Here is an 18955-nt window from a genome sequence, read left to right as displayed (position 1 = left end):
TGACGCCCGGTATGAACGGAAGGTGTCAGTTGCCGTAGGAATTGAGTCATAGAAGGTCTCGTTTGGAATATTAACCCAGAGCTTAACTGATATTAGCTGATAAGGGTTAACTTTTGCGACACCCTCTATTACCACTAAGAGGAGAAACAAGGACATTGAGATCTCCCTCTTTTAACATCACTGTTTCCAAACATTTCTTTGTGAAGAAGATATCCCCTTCAAGGATCAGCGTATCTTGCTTAATCCAATTCCTAGCAAGATATAAAGAATAGATATTATTGGTTGATTCCCACTTTTCACTATTAACAAATTCAATATCCAGATTATATGTCTTTTGTTTAATATGAGACATTAAAACATCGCTCTTATAACCCACCACAATAATCACTTTCTTAATACCGACAGCTTCGATATTTTTCAGCGCATTATCGATAAATGATGTTTGATTTGTTTCTACCAAAGGTTTTGGTTTATTTGATGTTCTGGTAGATAACCGGCTGCCTCTTCCGGCACAGAGAAGGATTGCTGTTTTTTTATTCATAGTCTTAATAAATTATTTTAAATTGATGTTAAAAGGTTATTTTATTCTTAAATAATAATTAACCTAAAATATAGTCCGTTAATAATGATATAAAATTGATATTGAATTAAATATTAATTAAATACGAGGTCATATATAACATGCTGATATACCCAAACCCCATCAATTCTTCCGTGGAAACTTGCCTCACCACCATTTTCACCACCCGTCTTTACGCCAGACCCCAGACCAAATGTATGAAAATTATTGAGCGTTTCACCTGACGTTAATACAGGATTTAATTTTTCGTTGATCAACAAACCATATTTATCACTTTTAAATTCAAGGGTAATATTATTTTTATCAATAATTTCAACAAGTTTTGAGTGATATCCCGTACAGTGAATCAATAAATCATCACAATTAATACGTTTCATAACTTCGTCACTCGATATTTCTGAGATATTTAAAATAGAAATATTTTTATGTCTTCTTTCTTTAAGTTCTTGAGCAAATACAAAAGAATCATATCTCAAACCTGAATATCGGTTAACCCGCCCACTTAAAGGACAGATATCTTCCTGAGTGAAAGCATAACCGTAAGATTCTGCACTTGCAGGTGAATCAAAGAACAATTTAAAATCTTTATTAACCAGAACATTTATCTTACCGGTAAATTTTAATTGCTCTATCAGCCGAATTAAACAAGAAACAGAACTATGTGACGAACCTAATATTGATATACTTTTTACATCACCTTTATTTATAACCTCATCATAAAAACCTTTAATGAAATCACCTGAGGTAATATTGTTGTTATTATGCAATAACCTGGATTCGTTTGAATTCCCACCTATATTAAACAGTACTTTTCTCGCTGATACAATATAATCTTCATTATTTTTATGATAAGTTATATCATAGTGACCATCTTCATTCTGCTTAATCTTTTTCACTTCCGCATCAGTCAGAATATCAAACCGATCACCATATTTATTTTCCTGAATAAAACGTGCAATTCTCTCCAAATATTGACCGACAAACCTCAATTCAACTGGCTTATCTCTATTGGCACTAAAATGTTCCCATTCTGGTGTTGATCTTATATATTGACTAAGTTCATCATCACAACCATCAAATTTCTCTAAAAATACACTACCTAAAGAGTTCGCGGTAATTTTATATTTCTTTAATGAACCAGAACCCACCATCTCTGTTTTTTCTAAAATCAGACAATTTTTTATGGCTTCATCTTTTAATAAATCCGGGATTAATGAAATATTTGCAGGCCCCGCACCACACATTACCACATCATAAAACTGCTTATTCATTGACAAACCCTAACATTTTTAACGAAATTTGTGTTTCAATAACATTTCCGGCAAACTCATGACGAGTCTGTTTATAACCAAGCGGTTGCCCATCCAAACCCGCCTTAATAACATCACTATGATTAATTGTCTTATTCTCATTGCGGGAATAAACCAATAGTTCCTTCTCATAATCAAATGCCAGACAAGGAATGCAACTTAATTTTAGTGTTTTAGCTAATTCAAGCCGATGATGACCATCAATAACCACATTCGTTGCTTCATCAATCCAGATTGGTTGAGTCCAAAAACCTTCAAATTTAACTTTTTCGATTAACTGCTCGACACGATCAGGGCAATGTAATTCAGTTGGTCTAAGATTTGAGACTTCTTCTAATATTAATTTCATGTTTATCCCTTAGTTTAAACATCCGATAGAAAACTACCAACATCAACACACTTAATATCGCTAATAATTGAAATAACACTCCACCATCAAATAATTGAATAATAGCACCACCAACCAACGGCGATATAGAAAAACCAATACTATAAAGTGACGCTGCACCAAAATATGCGCCACGTAAATCATTTGGCGCCAAACGATCGATAAAAACATTCACACATGGAAACAAAATAGTTTGACTGATACTCATGGTAAAAGCAGCCATATACCACAATAAATAAACATCATAATACTTGAATGAAATAAAGAACATAAATTCAGATAAAATGAGTAATACAGACCCTATATTTATTTTCATTTCCAACGCCATTTTTTGCGTTAACATGGAAAACGGTAACTGCATAACGACAATAGTTATCGCATGTAACATAATAAGCGAAGCAATAAACTCAGCATACCCATTAAACCCTAATGAGGTAATTAACTGTGGCAAAGTTGAATCAAAATGGCCAAAAATAAACATCATGAGAATATTATTGATAACCAACATTAAAAACACACGGTCATTCAATAAAACCTTGATCGTTCCTTTAAAGTCTTCATTATTTGTTAAGTTGATTTTTATTTTCTTGCCAAATAGATAAACAGGGATCATAAAAATCACATAGGATACCGAAACAATCAAAAAAGAAATAGAATTAATATCCAGGCTTAATTTTATTCCTAAATAAGGCCCGACTACCGCTCCCGCATTTAGAAATAAATACCTTAAGTACATGGCATTCTCTCTTACCTGCTTTTCCTCAATAATATCACCGATAACGGCTTTTATAGGATTATTCACCAGCGCCCAAGAAATATTCGCTAATAAAGTGCCAATAATAAAACCAGACTGATGTTCAGACAACCATAATATTAAATATGCCAATGAAGATATAAGACATCCAATGATAATTATCTTAGCCCGGCCGACTTTATCAGAGAAGTAACCTGCATAAAAACTTAATATTGATGAAATCGCAATGGATAAAGAGAGAACTAATCCAATCATCGATGCAGTAAAATGAAACTTTGTATATAATATGATGGATATAAAAGGCCATACCATCATTGATGTTGATCTTGTTACAAAAGTCCCCAGAAATAGACCCCATATACATGCCGGTATGGATGTATAATTATGTAGAGAAAAGTACTAGGATGATCTGTACGATAAAGCAAATCCAATGATATATGATTTATTATTAATATATTATCAAAACAGATGTTAATTGCAAACGAAATATGACACTTTTGTTACATGTTAAACGTAGATCAAATGCTGGTGATGTTAGTAAGCAACATAATGACATAAGTACTTTGCACTTTAACAGGCAAAAACGCAGGTAAAAAGGGCCTTTAATCTCAGATAGATACCTTTCAGTTCAATCTTTATCTATTCAAATAGTAATCAATTAACTGAAAAACTCAGCTTAATCTAACCCTAAAATAAACTGTAATATTATATTCAAAGTGAAATAGATAAATAAAATTGTATTTTAGTTTAATAGCTAAACTCTGGTGGGGATAATTATTATTTATAGATTTATATGAAGCCATCTGAGATTAAAACTGGAAACTATTTCACAGGCCCAAAATATTCAATAACTAAAATTGGGATTAGTAATGAGTTTATTCTTTAATTTCCTTAATGAGAGTAATGGTATATTCAAACCAAGAGAACTGTCTTATCATCTCAACTCATTTGATACTAACTATGAAGGATTACTCGCGATGGGCACCTGGCTTATCTATGCCTTATTATCAGCGCTTACTGCCGCTTTGGTCGCTATCTTCGGGAAAATCGGTTTGCAAAATCTTGATGCCAATACAGCAACAGCAATACGCGCAGTCATTATGGCGCTGTTTCTTGTCGGCGTCGTTGTGGTGCAGGGAAAATTAAATCTGGTCAGTGAAGTACTGGCAAATCGCAAGGCGTTGCTTTTTATCGTTTTAAGCGGTGTGGCGGGGGCATTGTCATGGCTGTTCTACTTTCTGGCAATCAGAAACGGCAATGTTTCTCAGGTTGCCCCGATTGATAAACTCAGTGTCGTGTTTGCTGTTATCTTGGCCGTTATCTTATTTGGTGAAAAGATATCATTTATGGCCGCAGGTGGTGTTGCACTGATCACTGCCGGTGCATTAATGGTTGCCTTGGGCTGAAAAATAAAAAATCCGCAAAAGCCATTTCACCATTGCGGATTCTTTTTAATCGGACAAAAATCAACCGGCGGCAAAAACCTGGTTAACAATATCCAGAGCTTCCTGCTCAATTTTCTGCCGGTGCTCAGGGCCAAGGAGACTTTCACAATAAATTTTGTAGGCTTCTTCTGTTCCCGATGGGCGAGCGGCAAACCAGCCGTTTTCTGTTATCACTTTTAAGCCGCCTATTGACGCTCCGTTACCAGAAGCTTTTGTCAACCGGGCTGTGATTGGATCACCAGCAAGCTTATCCGCTTTCACCATTTCTGGCGATAACTTGGCTAATAATGCCTTCTGCTGATAAGTTGCCGGCGCCTGAATACGGCTATAACTTGGCGTACCGAAACGGGCTGCCAACTTATTGTAATGCTGCTGCGGATTTTCCCCCGTTACCGCGGTCATCTCCGCCGCCAGTAAACACAAGATAATCCCATCTTTATCTGTAGACCACGGCGTACCATCAAAACGCAGGAAAGAAGCCCCTGCGCTCTCCTCTCCGCCAAAGCCCAACTCACCTTTATATAGACCGTCAACAAACCATTTAAAACCTACGGGTACTTCCACCAATTTACGACCAAGATCAGCGACAACCCGATCAATCATTGCGCTGGATACCAATGTCTTACCTATCGCAACACTTTCTGACCATTGCGGACGATGGCGGAACAGGTAATTTATCGCGGTTGCCAAATAGTGGTTCGGATTCATCAAACCGGCGGGAGTGACAATACCGTGGCGGTCATAATCAGGATCGTTTGCAAAGGCCAAGTCAAACTTATCGCGCATGGCTAACAAACCCGTCATTGCCCAAGGGGACGAGCAATCCATACGAATGACGCCATCATGATCCAAGTGCATAAAACGGAATGTCTGATCGACTTGATCGTTAACCAATGTCAAATCTAAATTGTAGCGCTCACCAATACGCTGCCAAAACGCAATGCCAGAACCTCCCAAAGGATCAATACCGATTTTCAGCCCGGCCTGTTGGATAGCAGCCATATCAACCACATCGCCCAACGCGCTAACATACGGCTCAACTAAATCCTGCTGATGCAAATATTCGCTGTTTAATACCTGAACAAATGGCAAGCGTTTAATGCCTTTCAGGCCTTCTGCAAGCAACTCATTAGCACGACGTTCTATAATTGCTGTCAAATCCGCATCTGCCGGGCCGCCATCAGGTGGATTATATTTAATCCCTCCGTCTTCTGGCGGATTATGGGAAGGAGTAATCACAATCCCGTCAGCCAACGCTTTCCCCAACCGGTTATAACAGAGGATGGCATGAGAAATCGCAGGTGTTGGCGTAAATCCATTGTTTTCCTGCACAATCACATTGACGCGGTTAGCCGTCAAGACTTCCAATACGGAAATAAATGCCGATTCTGATAAAGCATGGGTATCTTTACCCACATAACAAGGGCCATTGATTCCCCGTTGCTTGCGAACTTCTGCAATAGCCTGAGTAATTGCCAGAATATGCGCCTCATTAAAACTGTGACGCTGAGAACTGCCACGATGACCGGATGTACCAAATTTAACCTTATGCTCAGAGTTCTCCGGCTGAGGATGTAAGGTGTAATACTGTGATGTAAGCTGCGCTACATTTATCAGATCACTTTGGCGGGCAATCTGTCCCGCACGCGGATGATTTACCACTTTAAATCTCCCCTGGACAAGAGCTGCGCTGCACTTTGCGTCAGCACAGCCTTAATCAGTTAAATCGTGCCACATACCTTATCGATAAAATTGGCTGAGAATTTCATATCCTGCATAATTTGCTCAACCATATTACGCTTACGGTCAGTATTGGTGTTAGTAATCACCCAAAAAGGTGTACCCGGAATGTGACGAGGTTTAGTTTGTTTACCACTGGCGAGTAATGTCTGTTGATCACCAGCAAAATAAACACGGGTACGACCATGCATAGCATCAGTCGTCTGGGAAAAACTTTCGCTGTTCAAGCTATATAATGTAGATAAGATCAACATAAAACGCTCAACAGATTTTTTCTTATCAGAATAGTCATCTGAAAGTAACAATTCACGCATCACACGGACAGAATCACGCTGGCGGGCTACCGGCGCTTTCTCCACGGCACTGATAGGCTGTGCATTTTGTACTGGCTGTTCGGCGTTAAATTTCAACATTCGCCGTAAAATATCAGATGCACTTTCACCAATATGTTGTGTGTGGCTGGCAATATAGCGGTAAAGGTCTTCATCAACTTCTATCGTTTTCATTTCTATCCAGTACTGTTCTAAATAAAAAATTTCGACAGATTATAAAGTATAAAAAGAGAAAACAAAACAATTAAAATTTCAATAACTTAAAAGTATTTAAACATGAAAAACAGCATAATAAAATATCCACTTTTCATTTAAAATAAATCAATCAGTTACATAAATATTGTGAATATAAATCTCATTATCATGTTAAAGACTTCCCACAAGCAGGAGAATAAATTGTCGCTATATTGCAAAAAGTTTTTATGATGATAGTAAAAAATGTCACAAGAGCTATTTATTCATTGTGAAGTGTCATATCAATCTTTTAATACCGCCTATTTAAACGTTGATAATCATATGATAATTTATTCTGATATTACACCCAGACAATGATAAAACCTGGTTGCAACATTGCTGACAATAAATTTAATCAAGAGAAATTAAGCAGCGAAGGGGAAAATTGATTATAGACGGTAAAACAGTTTGAATTCATGAAGATGTATGTCTATCGCCATTAAATCTTGACATGAAATACATTTTAGTAAATTACACGATTTTTATTTACATATAATATTTACCACTTATTATGTGAATCTACCTAACCATATAAATTATATGAAAAAATTGGCAATGTCATTATTATTCAATTTTATAGGATTAAGATTTTAAACTAAAATTCCATATCCTGTTTTCAATGTGAATTATAGATAGGATAATTTTAAACATTAATTACACAAATCATAGTAAATATTATTTAAATTTATTCCTATAAACCAATAACAATATTATCAAACCAATATTTCATATAAATAAAGTCATAAAAATAGATTCGCATAGCTTTCAATATTAATATTAAGTTGCAATGTTGATATTTTAAAAAATTCCAGTCAGATATATAAAATCATTAATTTTTGAATATATATCTGACCTTATAATTTAGTCAATAAGTGAAAGTTGTTGCCGTAAATAGGTACCTGAGCCTAATAATCCTGGTTGTGGATGAGTAATCAAATAAACAGGAATCTGTTGTATTAACGGTTTAAAGCGACCTTTATCTTCAAATCCATGAAGAAAGTTCGATTGCTTAAAGAACGCAAGGAATCGCGGCACTATACCCCCGGCGATATACACACCACCAAAAGTCCCCATATTTAACGCCAAATTTCCGCCAAATCGCCCCATAATTTCACAAAATAGTGTCAAGGCACGATGGCAATATTGACAACTTTCATCCAATGCTCGTTGCGTTACGGTTTCTGGTTCTAAATCTTCCGGCTGACAATGATCCAAAATGGCAATGGCCTGATAAAGGTTTACCAACCCACTACCGGACAAGATTCTTTCTACCGAAACGTGCCCAAATTTACGCCGTAAAACAGCCAATATTGCATCTTGTTCTTCACTATTCGCAGCAAAATCTACATGACCACCTTCACCAGGCAAACTTACCCATTGCTTGTCTACCTTGATCAAATGAGCCACACCAAGGCCAGTTCCCGCCCCGTAAACCGCTATCGGTTTGTCTTTAACCGCTTCTCCTCCGCCTAATTGAACCTTATGTTCTTCTGTCAGCATTGGAATAGCCATAGATACAGCCGTGAAGTCATTGATCACATCTAATTTTTCTAGCCCAAGCGTCTGTTTCAGCTCACTAATCGAAAATGCCCATTGGTGATTGGTCATTTCTACCCAATCACCATTTATCGGGCAAGCAATAGCGATACATGCATAAGTCACTACTGTTTTTTGCTCCGCCAAATAGTGATTGATAATAGACTCTAATCCGATGTGTTGTTTTGCGCTATACGTTTCGATCCGCTCAATAGCACCATTTTCCAAATTGCAAAGTGCTAATCTGGCATTAGTACCGCCAATATCAGCAACAAGTCCGTAGAGATTCATTTTTATATCCTAATAATTTGCCAGTACAACAATTAGGTAAAGCTTATCCCATCTGGCATTATTGGTATAGATCGTTAAACCAACCTCACCAGTTGGTTTTTTGCATTTATATACTATGCTGCTAAGACTATATGGTTAAGCAACCTTATGACGTTTATTGGATTTTCTTTTTTCACTTTTCATTGCTTTGCTGTGAGCTTCGGCAAGTACCCGTTTTTTCTCACTATTGGCAAAACGATTTAAAACTTGTCTAATTAATGGCTGATAACCCAAGCCATTAAGGTCTGCTATCATTTTCAAGTCTTCAATCAGAGACCGATTTAATCTGATTGAAATGGGCTGTAACTCCAGCGCTTCGTTAATCAGATCTTCTGTTACATCATCAGATACTTTAACGTGAGCTTCACTACAACCAAGCTCGCCGTTCTCCCATGCTTCATCAGTGGAAGCTATCAGGTTATTTGCTCGCTTATCAGTTTGCTTACTCATTTCTCTGTTCCTACGCCGTATTTTCGGTAAATTCTCAATTCATCTTCGTTAGGTGCATAAGCTGTCCTTATAGCAACCCCTTTTTCAGGGTAATAGATAAAGACTATCTTTAACTTAACACCATAATCAGTTTCGGATATAAACCATTTAGTAGGAGGATCAGTTCTGTTATCTTCCCTTGTATCCTCAAGAAAACGCCCAACCCGATTAGAAAAACACTGGAGTATATCCTCTTCATTAACAGGCGGGTTTTTACCTGTTAATTTCAATCTGATGTTTGATGATATCAAGAGCTTCATGTGCTTCGGCGTTTTTAACTCATGGTTAATCTGTATATACAGAATACTCCGCTAGACAGATCTAAACAACTCAAAATGACTCACAAAATATCAATGGATTTTGTATCACTAATAGATAAGATATATTATTTGAACGTGAGATTTGTATATACACATAATGATGAAGCTCATGCTAAGAATATTGATGCTATTCTGCAATTTCACAGCACAAATACAGTACACGAGAATCTAGCTGTGGTAATAAAATTACTAAAAGATGAGGTGTAACATGAGTTTTCTTGACGAATTGAAAGCATCCCTAGAAGAAGCAGTTGAAATTAAACAAGGTAATAAAGCCGCAGCGCGTGTAACCCGATACGAAGTTGCCGACGTTAAAGCTATCCGTGCTCAACTTAACATTTCACAGGCAGAGATGGAGGAGGCTTTAGCAAAAACCGCCGTAAACCCTTGCCCAGTGCGGGCGGAGATATCAGGCGAAAAGCCCAGAGGGCTTTAGGGCTGGCGACTCCGACGTCTCCTGACTGAATGGATATCTGCCGGTAAAACAGGCTAAAATGAATGCACTTTTTTTCAATGAGCGCTGAATATGTTAAGAGCGACCAAAGTCCGCCTCTACCCCACACCCGAACAGGCAGAGTATCTTAACGGCCAGTTCGGGGCGGTCCGTTTTGCGTACAACAAGGCGCTGCACATCAAAAAGCATGCCTACAAACGTCACGGCGTGAATTTAAATCCACGCAAAGACCTCAAACCGTTACTGGCGGTCGCGAAGCAATCCCGCAAGTATGCCTGGCTCAGGGCATATGATTCTATCGCGTTACAGCAGGCGGTGATCAATCTGCATACTGCGTTTGATAATTTTTTCAATCCGAAGTTGCGCACCCAATTTCCCACGTTCAAACGCAAACAGGGCAGACAATCCAGCTATCACTGTGTTGGAGTGAAAATGCTGGAGGGCGCAGTGAAGATCCCGAAATTGTCACCGATAAAGGCCCGTATACACAGAAAAATTGACGGGAAAGTGAAGAGCATTACGCTCTCTCGCACCACCACGGGAAAATATTTCGCCGCTATCCTGTGTGACGATGGCGGGGAGGCACCAGAAAAGCCGGGCGTTATCACCCGCGTGACCGGGTGTGATATGGGTTTGTCCCACTATCTTATCGAGTCGACCGGGGAGAAGGTCAATAACCCGCGTCACCTTATCAACGCCGCCCGTAACCTGCGTCGTAAGCAGAAATCGTTCTCCCGCAAACAACAGGGCAGCGCTAACCGCGGCAAGGCCCGCTTACGTCTGGCGGCAGTCCACGAACGGGTAGCCCATGCCCGCGCTGATTTTCAACACAAACTCTCTCGAACAATGGTTGACAAAAACCAAGCGGTCATTGTTGAGACGCTGAAATCGGCTAACATGATGAAGAATCACCACCTTGCCCGCGCTATCGGGGATGCGGGCTGGCATGGCTTCATCAAGAAACTGGAATACAAAGCCGCAGCGGCGGGCGTTCATCTGGTCAAACTGGATCAGTGGTTCGCCAGCTCGAAAACCTGCCATTGCTGCGGTCACAAAATGCCGGAAATGCCGCTAAATAAGCGGATCTGGCAATGCCCTTTCTGCCGAGTCGAACATGACCGCGATATCAATGCGGCGATCAACATCCAGCGCAAGGGCATAACAGAATTACAGGCGGCGGGACTCGTCGTTTCTGCCCACGGAGGCCAGCGTCAATCCGTCATAAAGACGGTGGCGGCCTGAGAAGTGGGAAGCCTCGCCGTTTTTTACGGCGGGGAGCAGTCACGCACCAGCCTTGATACAATTAAAAGCTGGGAGCAGAAGCGTCGAAATCCGACAGGACTAGCGGCAAAGGTGTTAGCTATCATCCAAGAAAACCCTAATTTCTATAAGGCCCTGGAGACGCATTGATTAAAAGTCAACTGCTCTACCGACTGAACTAACAACCTGACTGTAGGAAAATTATTCTAATTGCGTCTTTTGAGATGGTGGGTCGTGCAGGATGACTCGGCCTACTGCCTCGCCCTTCGGGCCTGCGCTCACGCGCTGTTGTCTCGCTTCGCTCGGCTCGAACCTGTGACCCATTGATTAAAAGTCAACTGCTCTACCTACTGAGCTAACGACCCATCTGTAGGAAAACTACTCTAATTGCGTCTTTTGGAATGGTGGGTCGTGCAGGATGACTCGGCCTACGGCCTCGCCCTTCGGGCCAGCGCTTAAGCGCTGTTGTCTCGCTTCGCTCGGCTCGAACCTGCGACCCATTGATTAAAAGTCAACGGCTCTACCGACTGAGCTAACAACCTGACTGTAGGAAAACTATTCTGATTGTGTCTTTTGAGATGGTGGGTCGTGCAGGATGACTCGGCCTACGGCCTCGCCCTGCGGGCCAGCGCTCACGCGCTGTTGTCTCGCTTCGCTCGGCTCGAACCTGCGACCCATTGATTAAAAGTCAACTGTTCTACCGACTGAGCTAACAACCTGACTGTAGGAAAATTATTCTAATTGCGTCTTTTGAGATGGTGGGTCGTGCAGGATGACTCGGCCTGCGGCCTCGCCCTTCGGGCCAGCGCTCACGCGCTGTTGTCTCGCTTCGCTCGGCTCGAACCTGCGACCCATTGATTAAAAGTCAACTGCTCTACCGACTGAGCTAACAACCTGACTGTAGGAAAACTATTCTGATTGTGTCTTTTGAGATGGTGGGTCGTACAGGATGACTCGGCCTGCGGCCTCGCCCTTCGGGCCAGCGCTCACGCGCTGTTGTCTCGCTTCGCTCGGCTCGAACCTGTGACCAATTGATTAAAAGTCAACTGCTCTACCGACTGAGCTAACAACCTGACTGTAGGAAAACTATTCTAATTGCGTCTTTTGAGATGGTGGGTCGTGCAGGATTCGAACCTGCGACCAATTGATTAAAAGTCAACTGCTCTACCGACTGAGCTAACGACCCATCTATAGGAAAACTACTCTAATTGCGTCTTTTGGAATGGTGGGTCGTGCAGGATTCGAACCTGCGACCAATTGATTAAAAGTCAACTGCTCTACCGACTGAGCTAACGACCCATACCAAATAGATGTGATATCGCCTGAAATAATCTTAATGAAGTGGTGGGCGATACCAGATTCGAACTGATGACCCCCTCCTTGTAAGGGAGATGCTCTACCAACTGAGCTAATCGCCCACTTCAATAACTATTGCTGCTTCTATACCACTGAATTTATGATTGGTGGGCGATACCAGATTCGAACTGATGACCCCCTCCTTGTAAGGGAGATGCTCTACCAACTGAGCTAATCGCCCAATCATAAAATCTTTTTTATCACAACGAGATGGTGGGCGATACCAGATTCGAACTGATGACCCCCTCCTTGTAAGGGAGATGCTCTACCAACTGAGCTAATCGCCCCGTCGTGATGGGGTCGCATTATAGGGATAGTTCAGAATGAGTCAACGCTTTTTCTAGAGAAAAATATCGTTCGTCTCAAAATTAAACAAGGGTGAGATAATTATCGTCACTATAGGGTACAGTTTAGACAAATACACTGACTTTTCTCAACAACTCCCCGTTAACAGCATTGAGGAATTAAGGTGCAGTGATAAAATAGCCCCCCTCTTTTATTACTTAAATCACCGATAACGTTCATTGAAAAGTGAAACGTAATTAAGGCAATCCCCAATGAGTAAAATCAAAACCCGTTTCGCACCAAGCCCAACCGGCTATCTCCATGTTGGCGGTGCTCGTACCGCACTGTATTCCTGGTTATATAGCCGCCATAACAAAGGCGAATTTGTATTGCGTATCGAAGATACTGACCTTGAACGCTCAACTCAGGAAGCTATTAATGCCATTATGGACGGTATGAACTGGTTAAATCTGAATTGGGATGAAGGCCCTTATTATCAGACGAAACGTTTTGATCGCTATAATCAGGCGATCGATCAAATGCTGGAGCAAGGAAGCGCCTATCGCTGCTATTGTTCTAAAGAGCATCTGGAAGCATTGCGCGAAACTCAAATGGCAAATGGCGAGAAACCTCGTTATGACGGCCGTTGCCGTGATAATTCATGTCAACATAACCCAGATCAGCCCCATGTTGTCCGTTTCCGCAATCCACAGGAAGGTTCTGTTGTTTTTAATGATCGTATCCGCGGCCCCATTGAGTTCAACAATCAGGAACTTGATGATCTGATTATCCGCCGTACCGATGGCTCACCAACGTATAATTTCTGCGTTGTTATCGATGACTGGGATATGGAGATCACTCATGTCATCCGCGGTGAAGACCATATCAATAATACACCTCGTCAAATTAATATTCTGAAAGCACTCGGCGCTCCCGTGCCAGAATATGCGCACGTTTCGATGATCCTCGGTGATGACGGTAAAAAGCTGTCCAAACGTCACGGTGCAGTGAGCGTGATGCAATACCGCGATGATGGTTATCTGCCAGAAGCTTTACTGAATTATTTGGTTCGTTTGGGTTGGTCGCATGGTGATCAAGAAATTTTTAGCATTGAAGAAATGACTGAGCTATTCAGCCTGGATGCTATCAATAAATCCGCCAGCGCTTTCAATACAGAAAAATTGCAATGGCTGAACCATCACTATATTAATACCCTGCCTCCAGAGAAAGTTGCCGTTTATCTGGCATGGCACATGGAGCAACAAGGTATTGATACCCGTAATGGTCCACAGTTGGTTGATCTGATTAAATTACTGGGCGAACGTTGTAAGACGCTGAAAGAGATGGCCGAATCTTGCCGCTACTTCTATGAAGATTTTGCTGAATTTGATGCCGATGCAGCGAAGAAACATTTACGCCCAGTCGCCCGTCAACCTCTTGAAGTTGTCCGTGCGAAGCTGGCTTCAATTACTGACTGGACGCCAGAAAATGTTCATCATGCCATTCAATCCACCGCTGATGAGCTGGAAGTCGGTATGGGTAAAATCGGTATGCCATTGCGGGTTGCGGCTACCGGTGCAGGTCAATCCCCAGGTGTGGATGTCACTATTCATGCTATCGGGCAAACCCGCACTTTATCCCGTATTAATCAAGCGCTGGAGTTCATTACTCAACGCGAAACTCAATCTTAATTAATGCATCAAAGGCATCACTTATCGCAGGTGATGCCTTTCTGTTTTCAAAAAATCTCATTTAATTGCTGCCTTTTTACCACTTTCCCAAACACCTTCTATTTCTCTTCAACCCATTGCTCAGTCTTTGTGATCATAAAATTGATGGCTTTTTCAACGCTTGTTGTGAGAATGATAAGTTAGCCGTTGACAGTATTTGCAGGGTTTCATATTATGCGCCCCGTTCCATTAATTTTGATTGGGGCTATAGCTCAGCTGGGAGAGCGCTTGCATGGCATGCAAGAGGTCAGCGGTTCGATCCCGCTTAGCTCCACCAAATCCTTTATATTGAGATAAGGTATTTGGTACTAAAATTAGGAAATACCACGCTCGTGGGGCTATAGCTCAGCTGGGAGAGCGCTTGCATGGCATGCAAGAGGTCAGCGGTTCGATCCCGCTTAGCTCCACCAAAATTATCAGGCACTGAAAGCCATGCTTTCAGTGCCTTTTGGTTGTTACCATATCTAACCACCATCATCGATTAAAAAACAAACGTCAACTTTGGCTAGCCTTTTTTCAATGGTTTCACCAACGAATCTAGTCCCTCTAGTTTTATTGCTAAAGTCATCTCCATCAGCGCCCCCAATTTACCTTGTGGGAATCCCCCTTTCCGGGCAAACCACAATAAATACTCTTCCGGTAAGTCAATGAGCATACGCCCTTTGTATTTACCGAACGGCATTGCAGTATTAGCAATTTCTATCAGGTTCTCTTTTTCCATAATTTGCACGTCTATAAGGAGGAATATGCAAAAGGGAATCTGCATCATCCATGATGCAATATTCCACGATAAAACATCATTTTTTACAGTACCAAACCTGCAATAGCCGCAGATAAGAAGCTGACAAGCGTTGAACCAAATAGTAGTTTCAAACCAAATCGAGAAACGACATTACCCTGTTTCTCATTCAAACCTTTAATCGCACCGGCCACAATCCCAATAGAAGAGAAGTTAGCAAAAGAAACCAAGAATACCGACAAAATACCCTGTGAACGAGGAGAAAGCTCTGTCGCAATGGATTGTAAGCTGTGCATTGCCACAAATTCGTTAGCAACCAATTTGGTTGCCATAACACTACCAACCCGTAATGCTTCATCTGTGGGAATTCCAATCACCCAAGCAAATGGATAAAACACGTAGCCGAGTATTTCCTGAAAACTCTTCTCAAACACCATACTGAACAAAGCATTAATAGCCGCAATCAGGGCAATGAAACCAATCAACATAGCAGCAACAATGAGGGCCACTTTGAAACCCGCCAAAATATATTCACCTAGCATTTCGAAAAAACTTTGACCTTCATGAAGGTTGCTCATTTGAATATCTTCTTCACTGTCAACAGCATATGGATTAATCAGCGATAGAATGATAAAGGTACTGAACATATTAAGCACCAATGCCGCTACAACATATTTAGGCGCTAAAATTTGCATGTAAGCCCCAACGATCGACATAGAAACCGTTGACATTGCAGTCGCAGCCATCGTGTACATGCGACGCTCAGACATTTTTCCCAGTACGTCTTTATAAGCAATAAAGTTTTCAGACTGCCCAAGTATCAGCGAACTGACCGCATTAAATGATTCCAGTTTACCCATACCGTTGACTTTAGACAGTAGAGTACCAATAACCTGGATGATGATTGGCAATAGTTTGATATGCTGCAAAATACCAATCAGCGCAGAAATAAAGATAATCGGACATAATACATTCAAAAAGAAGAATGCCAGTTTTGCATCCATCATGCCGCCAAAAATGAATTCAGTCCCTTCACCCGCATATTTCAGTAAATGCTCAAACAAGCCGGCAAATCTCATGACAAATTCCTGACCAACACCAGAATTCAGGAAAAACCAAGCCAAGATAAGCTCAATAACAAGCAATTGAATAACATAGCGAGGACGAATACTTTTACGGTCGCTACTCGCCAAAATAGCGAGGCCGCCAATGGCAATCAAAGCTAAAAAGAAATGCAGGATCTGAGACATATCACACTCCAAACACGATAGAAAGCGAGTTTTTATCAACGCATTCTATGCAATAAAAGGCGATCAAATAAGGATATACCCGTTATCTTTCAAGTCGCCTCTTTGTTGGCTGCATTCGCTCACCCCGGTCACATAGTTATCCATGCTCCCGGGGATTCACTCCCTTGCCGTCGCGATGCAACTTGAAATCCATAGGGTATAGACATTACATTAGACTGAAATAATTCTTACTGTAAATCTTTACTTAATGTGTCTGATCACATTTTTAGCTGAATCGTATAAGATAAGCTTTAAAAACATCTTATCGCGTATGACTGATTATTGAGAAAAACTCTCAATAATCAGTATGTAAACAAAAAGTTATTCACCCAATAAACGGATCATTTCTTCTTCATCAATAACCGGAATATTCAACTCATTAGCTTTAGCTAATTTTGAACCGGCAGCTTCACCCGCAATCACCAAATCTGTTTTCTTAGAAACGCTGCCCGTCACTTTTGCCCCAAGTGCAACAAGTTTAGTTTTGGCTTCATCCCTGGATAACTGATGCAATGACCCTGTAAGCACAACTGTTTTACCCGAAAATGGGCTGTCAGTTTTCTCAGCTTTCGTTACAACGACCGGTTCCCAGTTGATACCGATATTATCAATCAGATCGTTAATGACTGTTTGGTTATGGGGTTCATTGAAGAAGTTAACAACATGTTTTGCCACCACTTCGCCAACATCTTGAACCTCTTTCAATGCTTCCTCATCAGCGGAACGTAACTTATCCAGTTCGCCAAAGTGGGCAGCCAAATTAGCAGCGGTCGCTTCCCCAACTTCACGGATACCCAACGCATAAAGGAAACGGGCAAAGGTGGTTTTTTTCGCTTTTTCCAACGCGTCCACCACATTCTGGGCAGATTTCGGCCCCATACGATCAAGCCCAGTCAACTTGCCTGCCGTCAGTCTGAAAAGATCAGCCGGAGTTTCGACATACTCTTTATCCACTAGCTGATCGATAATCTTTTCTCCCATGCCGTCAACATCCATAGCTCGACGGGAAACAAAATGCCTAAGCGCCTCTTTACGCTGAGCGCCACACACCAATCCCCCGGTACAACGCGCTACAGCCTCCCCTTCAATCCTTTCAATATCTGCCCCACATACCGGGCAATGTTCAGGGAAAATAACTTCATTACTGTCCTGCGGCCTTCTCACTTCCAAAACACCGACAACTTGTGGAATTACATCACCAGCACGACGGATAATAACCGTATCGCCAATCCGCAAACCTAAACGTTCAATCTCATCCGCATTGTGCAATGTTGCATTACTGACAGTCACACCAGAGACCAATACTGGCTCCAGACGTGCTACCGGTGTGATCGCACCAGTACGACCAACCTGAAACTCAACATCACGAACAATTGTCATTTGCTCTTGAGCGGGAAACTTGAACGCCGTTGCCCAACGTGGCGCACGAGCGACAAAGCCTAATGTTTCCTGTAATTCCAGCGAATTAACTTTGACAACGACACCATCGATATCAAACCCCAATGCGGAACGCTGGTTTACGATATCATGATAAAAATCAATAACCTGTTGACTATCGGTACAAACTTTAACTTTATCGCTGACCGGCAATCCCCATTTCTTAAACTGTATCAATCGCTCGTAGTGACTAGCTGGTAATTCTCCCCCCTCCAATACGCCAACACCATAACAGAAGAAAGCCAATGGGCGTTTAGCCGTAATACGGGGATCGAGCTGACGCAACGAGCCAGCCGCCGCATTACGTGGGTTAGCAAATACTTTTGCCCCCGTGCGACGCGCCTCCTCATTCAGTTTCTCAAACCCTTTTTGCGGCATGAAAACTTCACCGCGAATTTCAATACGCGCTGGAATATTTTCGCCGAATAGACGCAGGGGAATTGCACAGATAGTCCGTATATTTGATGTAATATTTTCCCCGGTTGTACCATCACCGCGGGTTGCAGCCCGTACCAACTCACCATGTTCATACAACAGGCTGACCGCTAAACCATCCAGTTTCAGCTCACAGCACACAACTAAATCCTGAGTCTCTTTCAGGCGGTCACGCACCCGCTTATCAAACGCCAGATAACTCTCTTCATCAAATACGTTATCCAGTGACAACATCGGAATTTCATGGCGAACTTGTTCAAAAGCCGTCAGAGGAGCAGCCCCAACCCGCTGTGTTGGTGAATCCGATGTAACCAACTCAGGGTATTGTTCTTCAAGATCCTTCAATTCCTGCATTAACCGATCATATTCCGCATCAGGGATCTCTGGCGCATCCATGACGTGATACAGATATTCATGATGACGCAGTGTTGTTCTGAGCTTTTCTATTTGTTGAGCCGTTGATTTCATGATTTATAACCAGCGATAAAAAGCCCCCGGCTAGCGGAGGCTTG

Annotated in this window: 16 protein-coding genes, 8 tRNA genes, 4 other RNA genes and 1 pseudogene; 7 read left to right on the top strand and 22 right to left on the bottom strand. The window is 41.5% G+C overall.

Going from position 1 to position 18955, the window contains the following annotated elements:
* Positions 1-106: 106 nt before the first annotated feature.
* The 4 genes from EAE92_RS18940 to EAE92_RS18925 all read right to left on the bottom strand — a co-directional run bounded on the left by EAE92_RS18940 (position 107) and on the right by EAE92_RS18925 (position 3377).
* Positions 107-541, bottom strand: a complete 435-nt coding sequence (locus EAE92_RS18940; RefSeq protein ID WP_214069202.1) for a phosphocholine cytidylyltransferase family protein — start codon at positions 539-541, stop codon at positions 107-109.
* Between the two features lie 113 nt (positions 542-654).
* Complete coding sequence (locus EAE92_RS18935) at positions 655-1851, bottom strand: hypothetical protein (RefSeq protein ID WP_214069201.1); 1197 nt, start codon at positions 1849-1851, stop codon at positions 655-657.
* A complete protein-coding gene (locus tag EAE92_RS18930) occupies positions 1844-2239 on the bottom strand; it encodes a ParB N-terminal domain-containing protein (protein ID WP_214069200.1) in 396 nt (131 codons plus the stop codon). The genes EAE92_RS18935 and EAE92_RS18930 overlap by 8 nt, the downstream gene beginning before the upstream one ends.
* Positions 2205-3377, bottom strand: a complete 1173-nt coding sequence (locus EAE92_RS18925) for an MFS transporter (RefSeq protein ID WP_281422791.1) — start codon at positions 3375-3377, stop codon at positions 2205-2207. The genes EAE92_RS18930 and EAE92_RS18925 overlap by 35 nt, the downstream gene beginning before the upstream one ends.
* A gap of 632 nt (positions 3378-4009) precedes the next feature.
* Between EAE92_RS18925 and EAE92_RS18920 the strand changes: the two genes are divergently transcribed.
* Positions 4010-4438 carry an EamA family transporter gene (locus EAE92_RS18920; RefSeq protein WP_214069203.1) on the top strand — a complete coding sequence of 143 codons (429 nt, stop codon included), beginning with the start codon at positions 4010-4012 and terminating at the stop codon, positions 4436-4438.
* A gap of 60 nt (positions 4439-4498) precedes the next feature.
* Here the strand turns inward: EAE92_RS18920 and pgm are convergent, their stop codons facing one another.
* From pgm to EAE92_RS18895, 5 genes are all read right to left on the bottom strand, one after another.
* A complete protein-coding gene (pgm, locus tag EAE92_RS18915; protein ID WP_214069199.1) occupies positions 4499-6139 on the bottom strand; it encodes a phosphoglucomutase (alpha-D-glucose-1,6-bisphosphate-dependent) in 1641 nt (546 codons plus the stop codon).
* Positions 6140-6198: 59 nt separating this feature from the next.
* A complete protein-coding gene (gene seqA, locus EAE92_RS18910; RefSeq protein ID WP_036782502.1) occupies positions 6199-6723 on the bottom strand; it encodes a replication initiation negative regulator SeqA in 525 nt (174 codons plus the stop codon).
* A 921-nt stretch (positions 6724-7644) separates the two neighbouring features.
* Positions 7645-8610 (bottom strand): glucokinase, encoded by a 966-nt coding sequence (gene glk / locus EAE92_RS18905; protein WP_214069198.1) that lies wholly within the window; start codon positions 8608-8610, stop codon positions 7645-7647.
* Positions 8611-8745: 135 nt separating this feature from the next.
* Positions 8746-9099 carry a hypothetical protein gene (locus EAE92_RS18900; RefSeq protein WP_065390571.1) on the bottom strand — a complete coding sequence of 118 codons (354 nt, stop codon included), beginning with the start codon at positions 9097-9099 and terminating at the stop codon, positions 8746-8748.
* Positions 9096-9398: a hypothetical protein gene (locus tag EAE92_RS18895; protein ID WP_214069197.1), complete on the bottom strand. Its 303-nt coding sequence runs from the start codon at positions 9396-9398 to the stop codon at positions 9096-9098. Before EAE92_RS18895 ends, EAE92_RS18900 begins: the two co-directional genes overlap by 4 nt.
* A 268-nt stretch (positions 9399-9666) precedes the next feature.
* Here EAE92_RS18895 and nadS (EAE92_RS18890) point away from each other — a divergent pair, with 268 nt between their 5' ends.
* From nadS (EAE92_RS18890) to nadS (EAE92_RS24745), 3 genes and pseudogenes are all read left to right on the top strand, one after another.
* Positions 9667-9894, top strand: coding sequence for a NadS family protein (nadS, locus tag EAE92_RS18890; RefSeq protein WP_105395881.1), 228 nt, complete (start codon positions 9667-9669; stop codon positions 9892-9894).
* A 90-nt stretch (positions 9895-9984) separates the two neighbouring features.
* Positions 9985-11154, top strand: coding sequence for an RNA-guided endonuclease InsQ/TnpB family protein (locus tag EAE92_RS18885; RefSeq protein WP_214069196.1), 1170 nt, complete (start codon positions 9985-9987; stop codon positions 11152-11154).
* 45 nt (positions 11155-11199) lie between these two features.
* Positions 11200-11322: pseudogene (nadS, locus tag EAE92_RS24745) on the top strand (NadS family protein); the annotation flags it as partial.
* A 75-nt stretch (positions 11323-11397) separates the two neighbouring features.
* Here the strand turns inward: nadS (EAE92_RS24745) and EAE92_RS18880 are convergent.
* From EAE92_RS18880 to EAE92_RS18835, 10 genes are all read right to left on the bottom strand, one after another.
* Positions 11398-11537, bottom strand: a tRNA-Lys gene (locus EAE92_RS18880).
* Positions 11538-11574: 37 nt separating this feature from the next.
* Positions 11575-11707: non-coding RNA, RtT sRNA (locus EAE92_RS18875), on the bottom strand.
* Between the two features lie 44 nt (positions 11708-11751).
* Positions 11752-11884, bottom strand: a non-coding RNA gene (locus tag EAE92_RS18870) — RtT sRNA.
* 44 nt (positions 11885-11928) lie between these two features.
* A non-coding RNA gene (locus EAE92_RS18865) (RtT sRNA) lies at positions 11929-12061 on the bottom strand.
* A 44-nt stretch (positions 12062-12105) separates the two neighbouring features.
* A non-coding RNA gene (locus EAE92_RS18860) (RtT sRNA) lies at positions 12106-12238 on the bottom strand.
* A gap of 44 nt (positions 12239-12282) precedes the next feature.
* Positions 12283-12358 (bottom strand) — tRNA-Lys (locus EAE92_RS18855).
* A 37-nt stretch (positions 12359-12395) separates the two neighbouring features.
* Positions 12396-12471 (bottom strand) — tRNA-Lys (locus EAE92_RS18850).
* A 43-nt stretch (positions 12472-12514) separates the two neighbouring features.
* Positions 12515-12590, bottom strand: a tRNA-Val gene (locus EAE92_RS18845).
* Between the two features lie 43 nt (positions 12591-12633).
* Positions 12634-12709, bottom strand: a tRNA-Val gene (locus EAE92_RS18840).
* Positions 12710-12739: 30 nt separating this feature from the next.
* A tRNA-Val gene (locus tag EAE92_RS18835) sits at positions 12740-12815 on the bottom strand.
* Between the two features lie 270 nt (positions 12816-13085).
* On the opposite strand from EAE92_RS18835, the gene gltX reads away from it, so the two are divergent.
* The 3 genes from gltX (at position 13086) to EAE92_RS18820 (ending at position 14953) form a co-directional block, all read left to right on the top strand.
* On the top strand, positions 13086-14504 hold the full coding sequence (gene gltX / locus EAE92_RS18830) for a glutamate--tRNA ligase (RefSeq protein WP_214069195.1): 1419 nt from the start codon (positions 13086-13088) through the stop codon (positions 14502-14504).
* A 240-nt stretch (positions 14505-14744) separates the two neighbouring features.
* Positions 14745-14820, top strand: a tRNA-Ala gene (locus EAE92_RS18825).
* 57 nt (positions 14821-14877) lie between these two features.
* Positions 14878-14953 (top strand) — tRNA-Ala (locus tag EAE92_RS18820).
* A gap of 95 nt (positions 14954-15048) precedes the next feature.
* Here EAE92_RS18820 and EAE92_RS18815 read toward each other — a convergent pair.
* From EAE92_RS18815 to ligA, 3 genes are all read right to left on the bottom strand, one after another.
* Positions 15049-15264, bottom strand: a complete 216-nt coding sequence (locus tag EAE92_RS18815; RefSeq protein ID WP_214069194.1) for a DUF3820 family protein — start codon at positions 15262-15264, stop codon at positions 15049-15051.
* Between the two features lie 83 nt (positions 15265-15347).
* The gene (locus tag EAE92_RS18810) at positions 15348-16532 is read right to left on the bottom strand and encodes a NupC/NupG family nucleoside CNT transporter (protein ID WP_214069193.1); all 1185 of its coding nucleotides are present in this window, start codon (positions 16530-16532) and stop codon (positions 15348-15350) included.
* 360 nt (positions 16533-16892) lie between these two features.
* Positions 16893-18911: an NAD-dependent DNA ligase LigA gene (gene ligA / locus EAE92_RS18805; RefSeq protein WP_214069192.1), complete on the bottom strand. Its 2019-nt coding sequence runs from the start codon at positions 18909-18911 to the stop codon at positions 16893-16895.
* Positions 18912-18955 lie beyond the last annotated feature (44 nt).

This window comes from Photorhabdus hainanensis (genome assembly GCF_018448965.1).
GTDB classification, from domain to species: Bacteria; Pseudomonadota; Gammaproteobacteria; order Enterobacterales; family Enterobacteriaceae; genus Photorhabdus; species Photorhabdus akhurstii.
The sequence above is the reverse complement of the archived record's forward strand: the minus strand, read 5'-3'. Positions and strand labels throughout refer to the sequence as shown.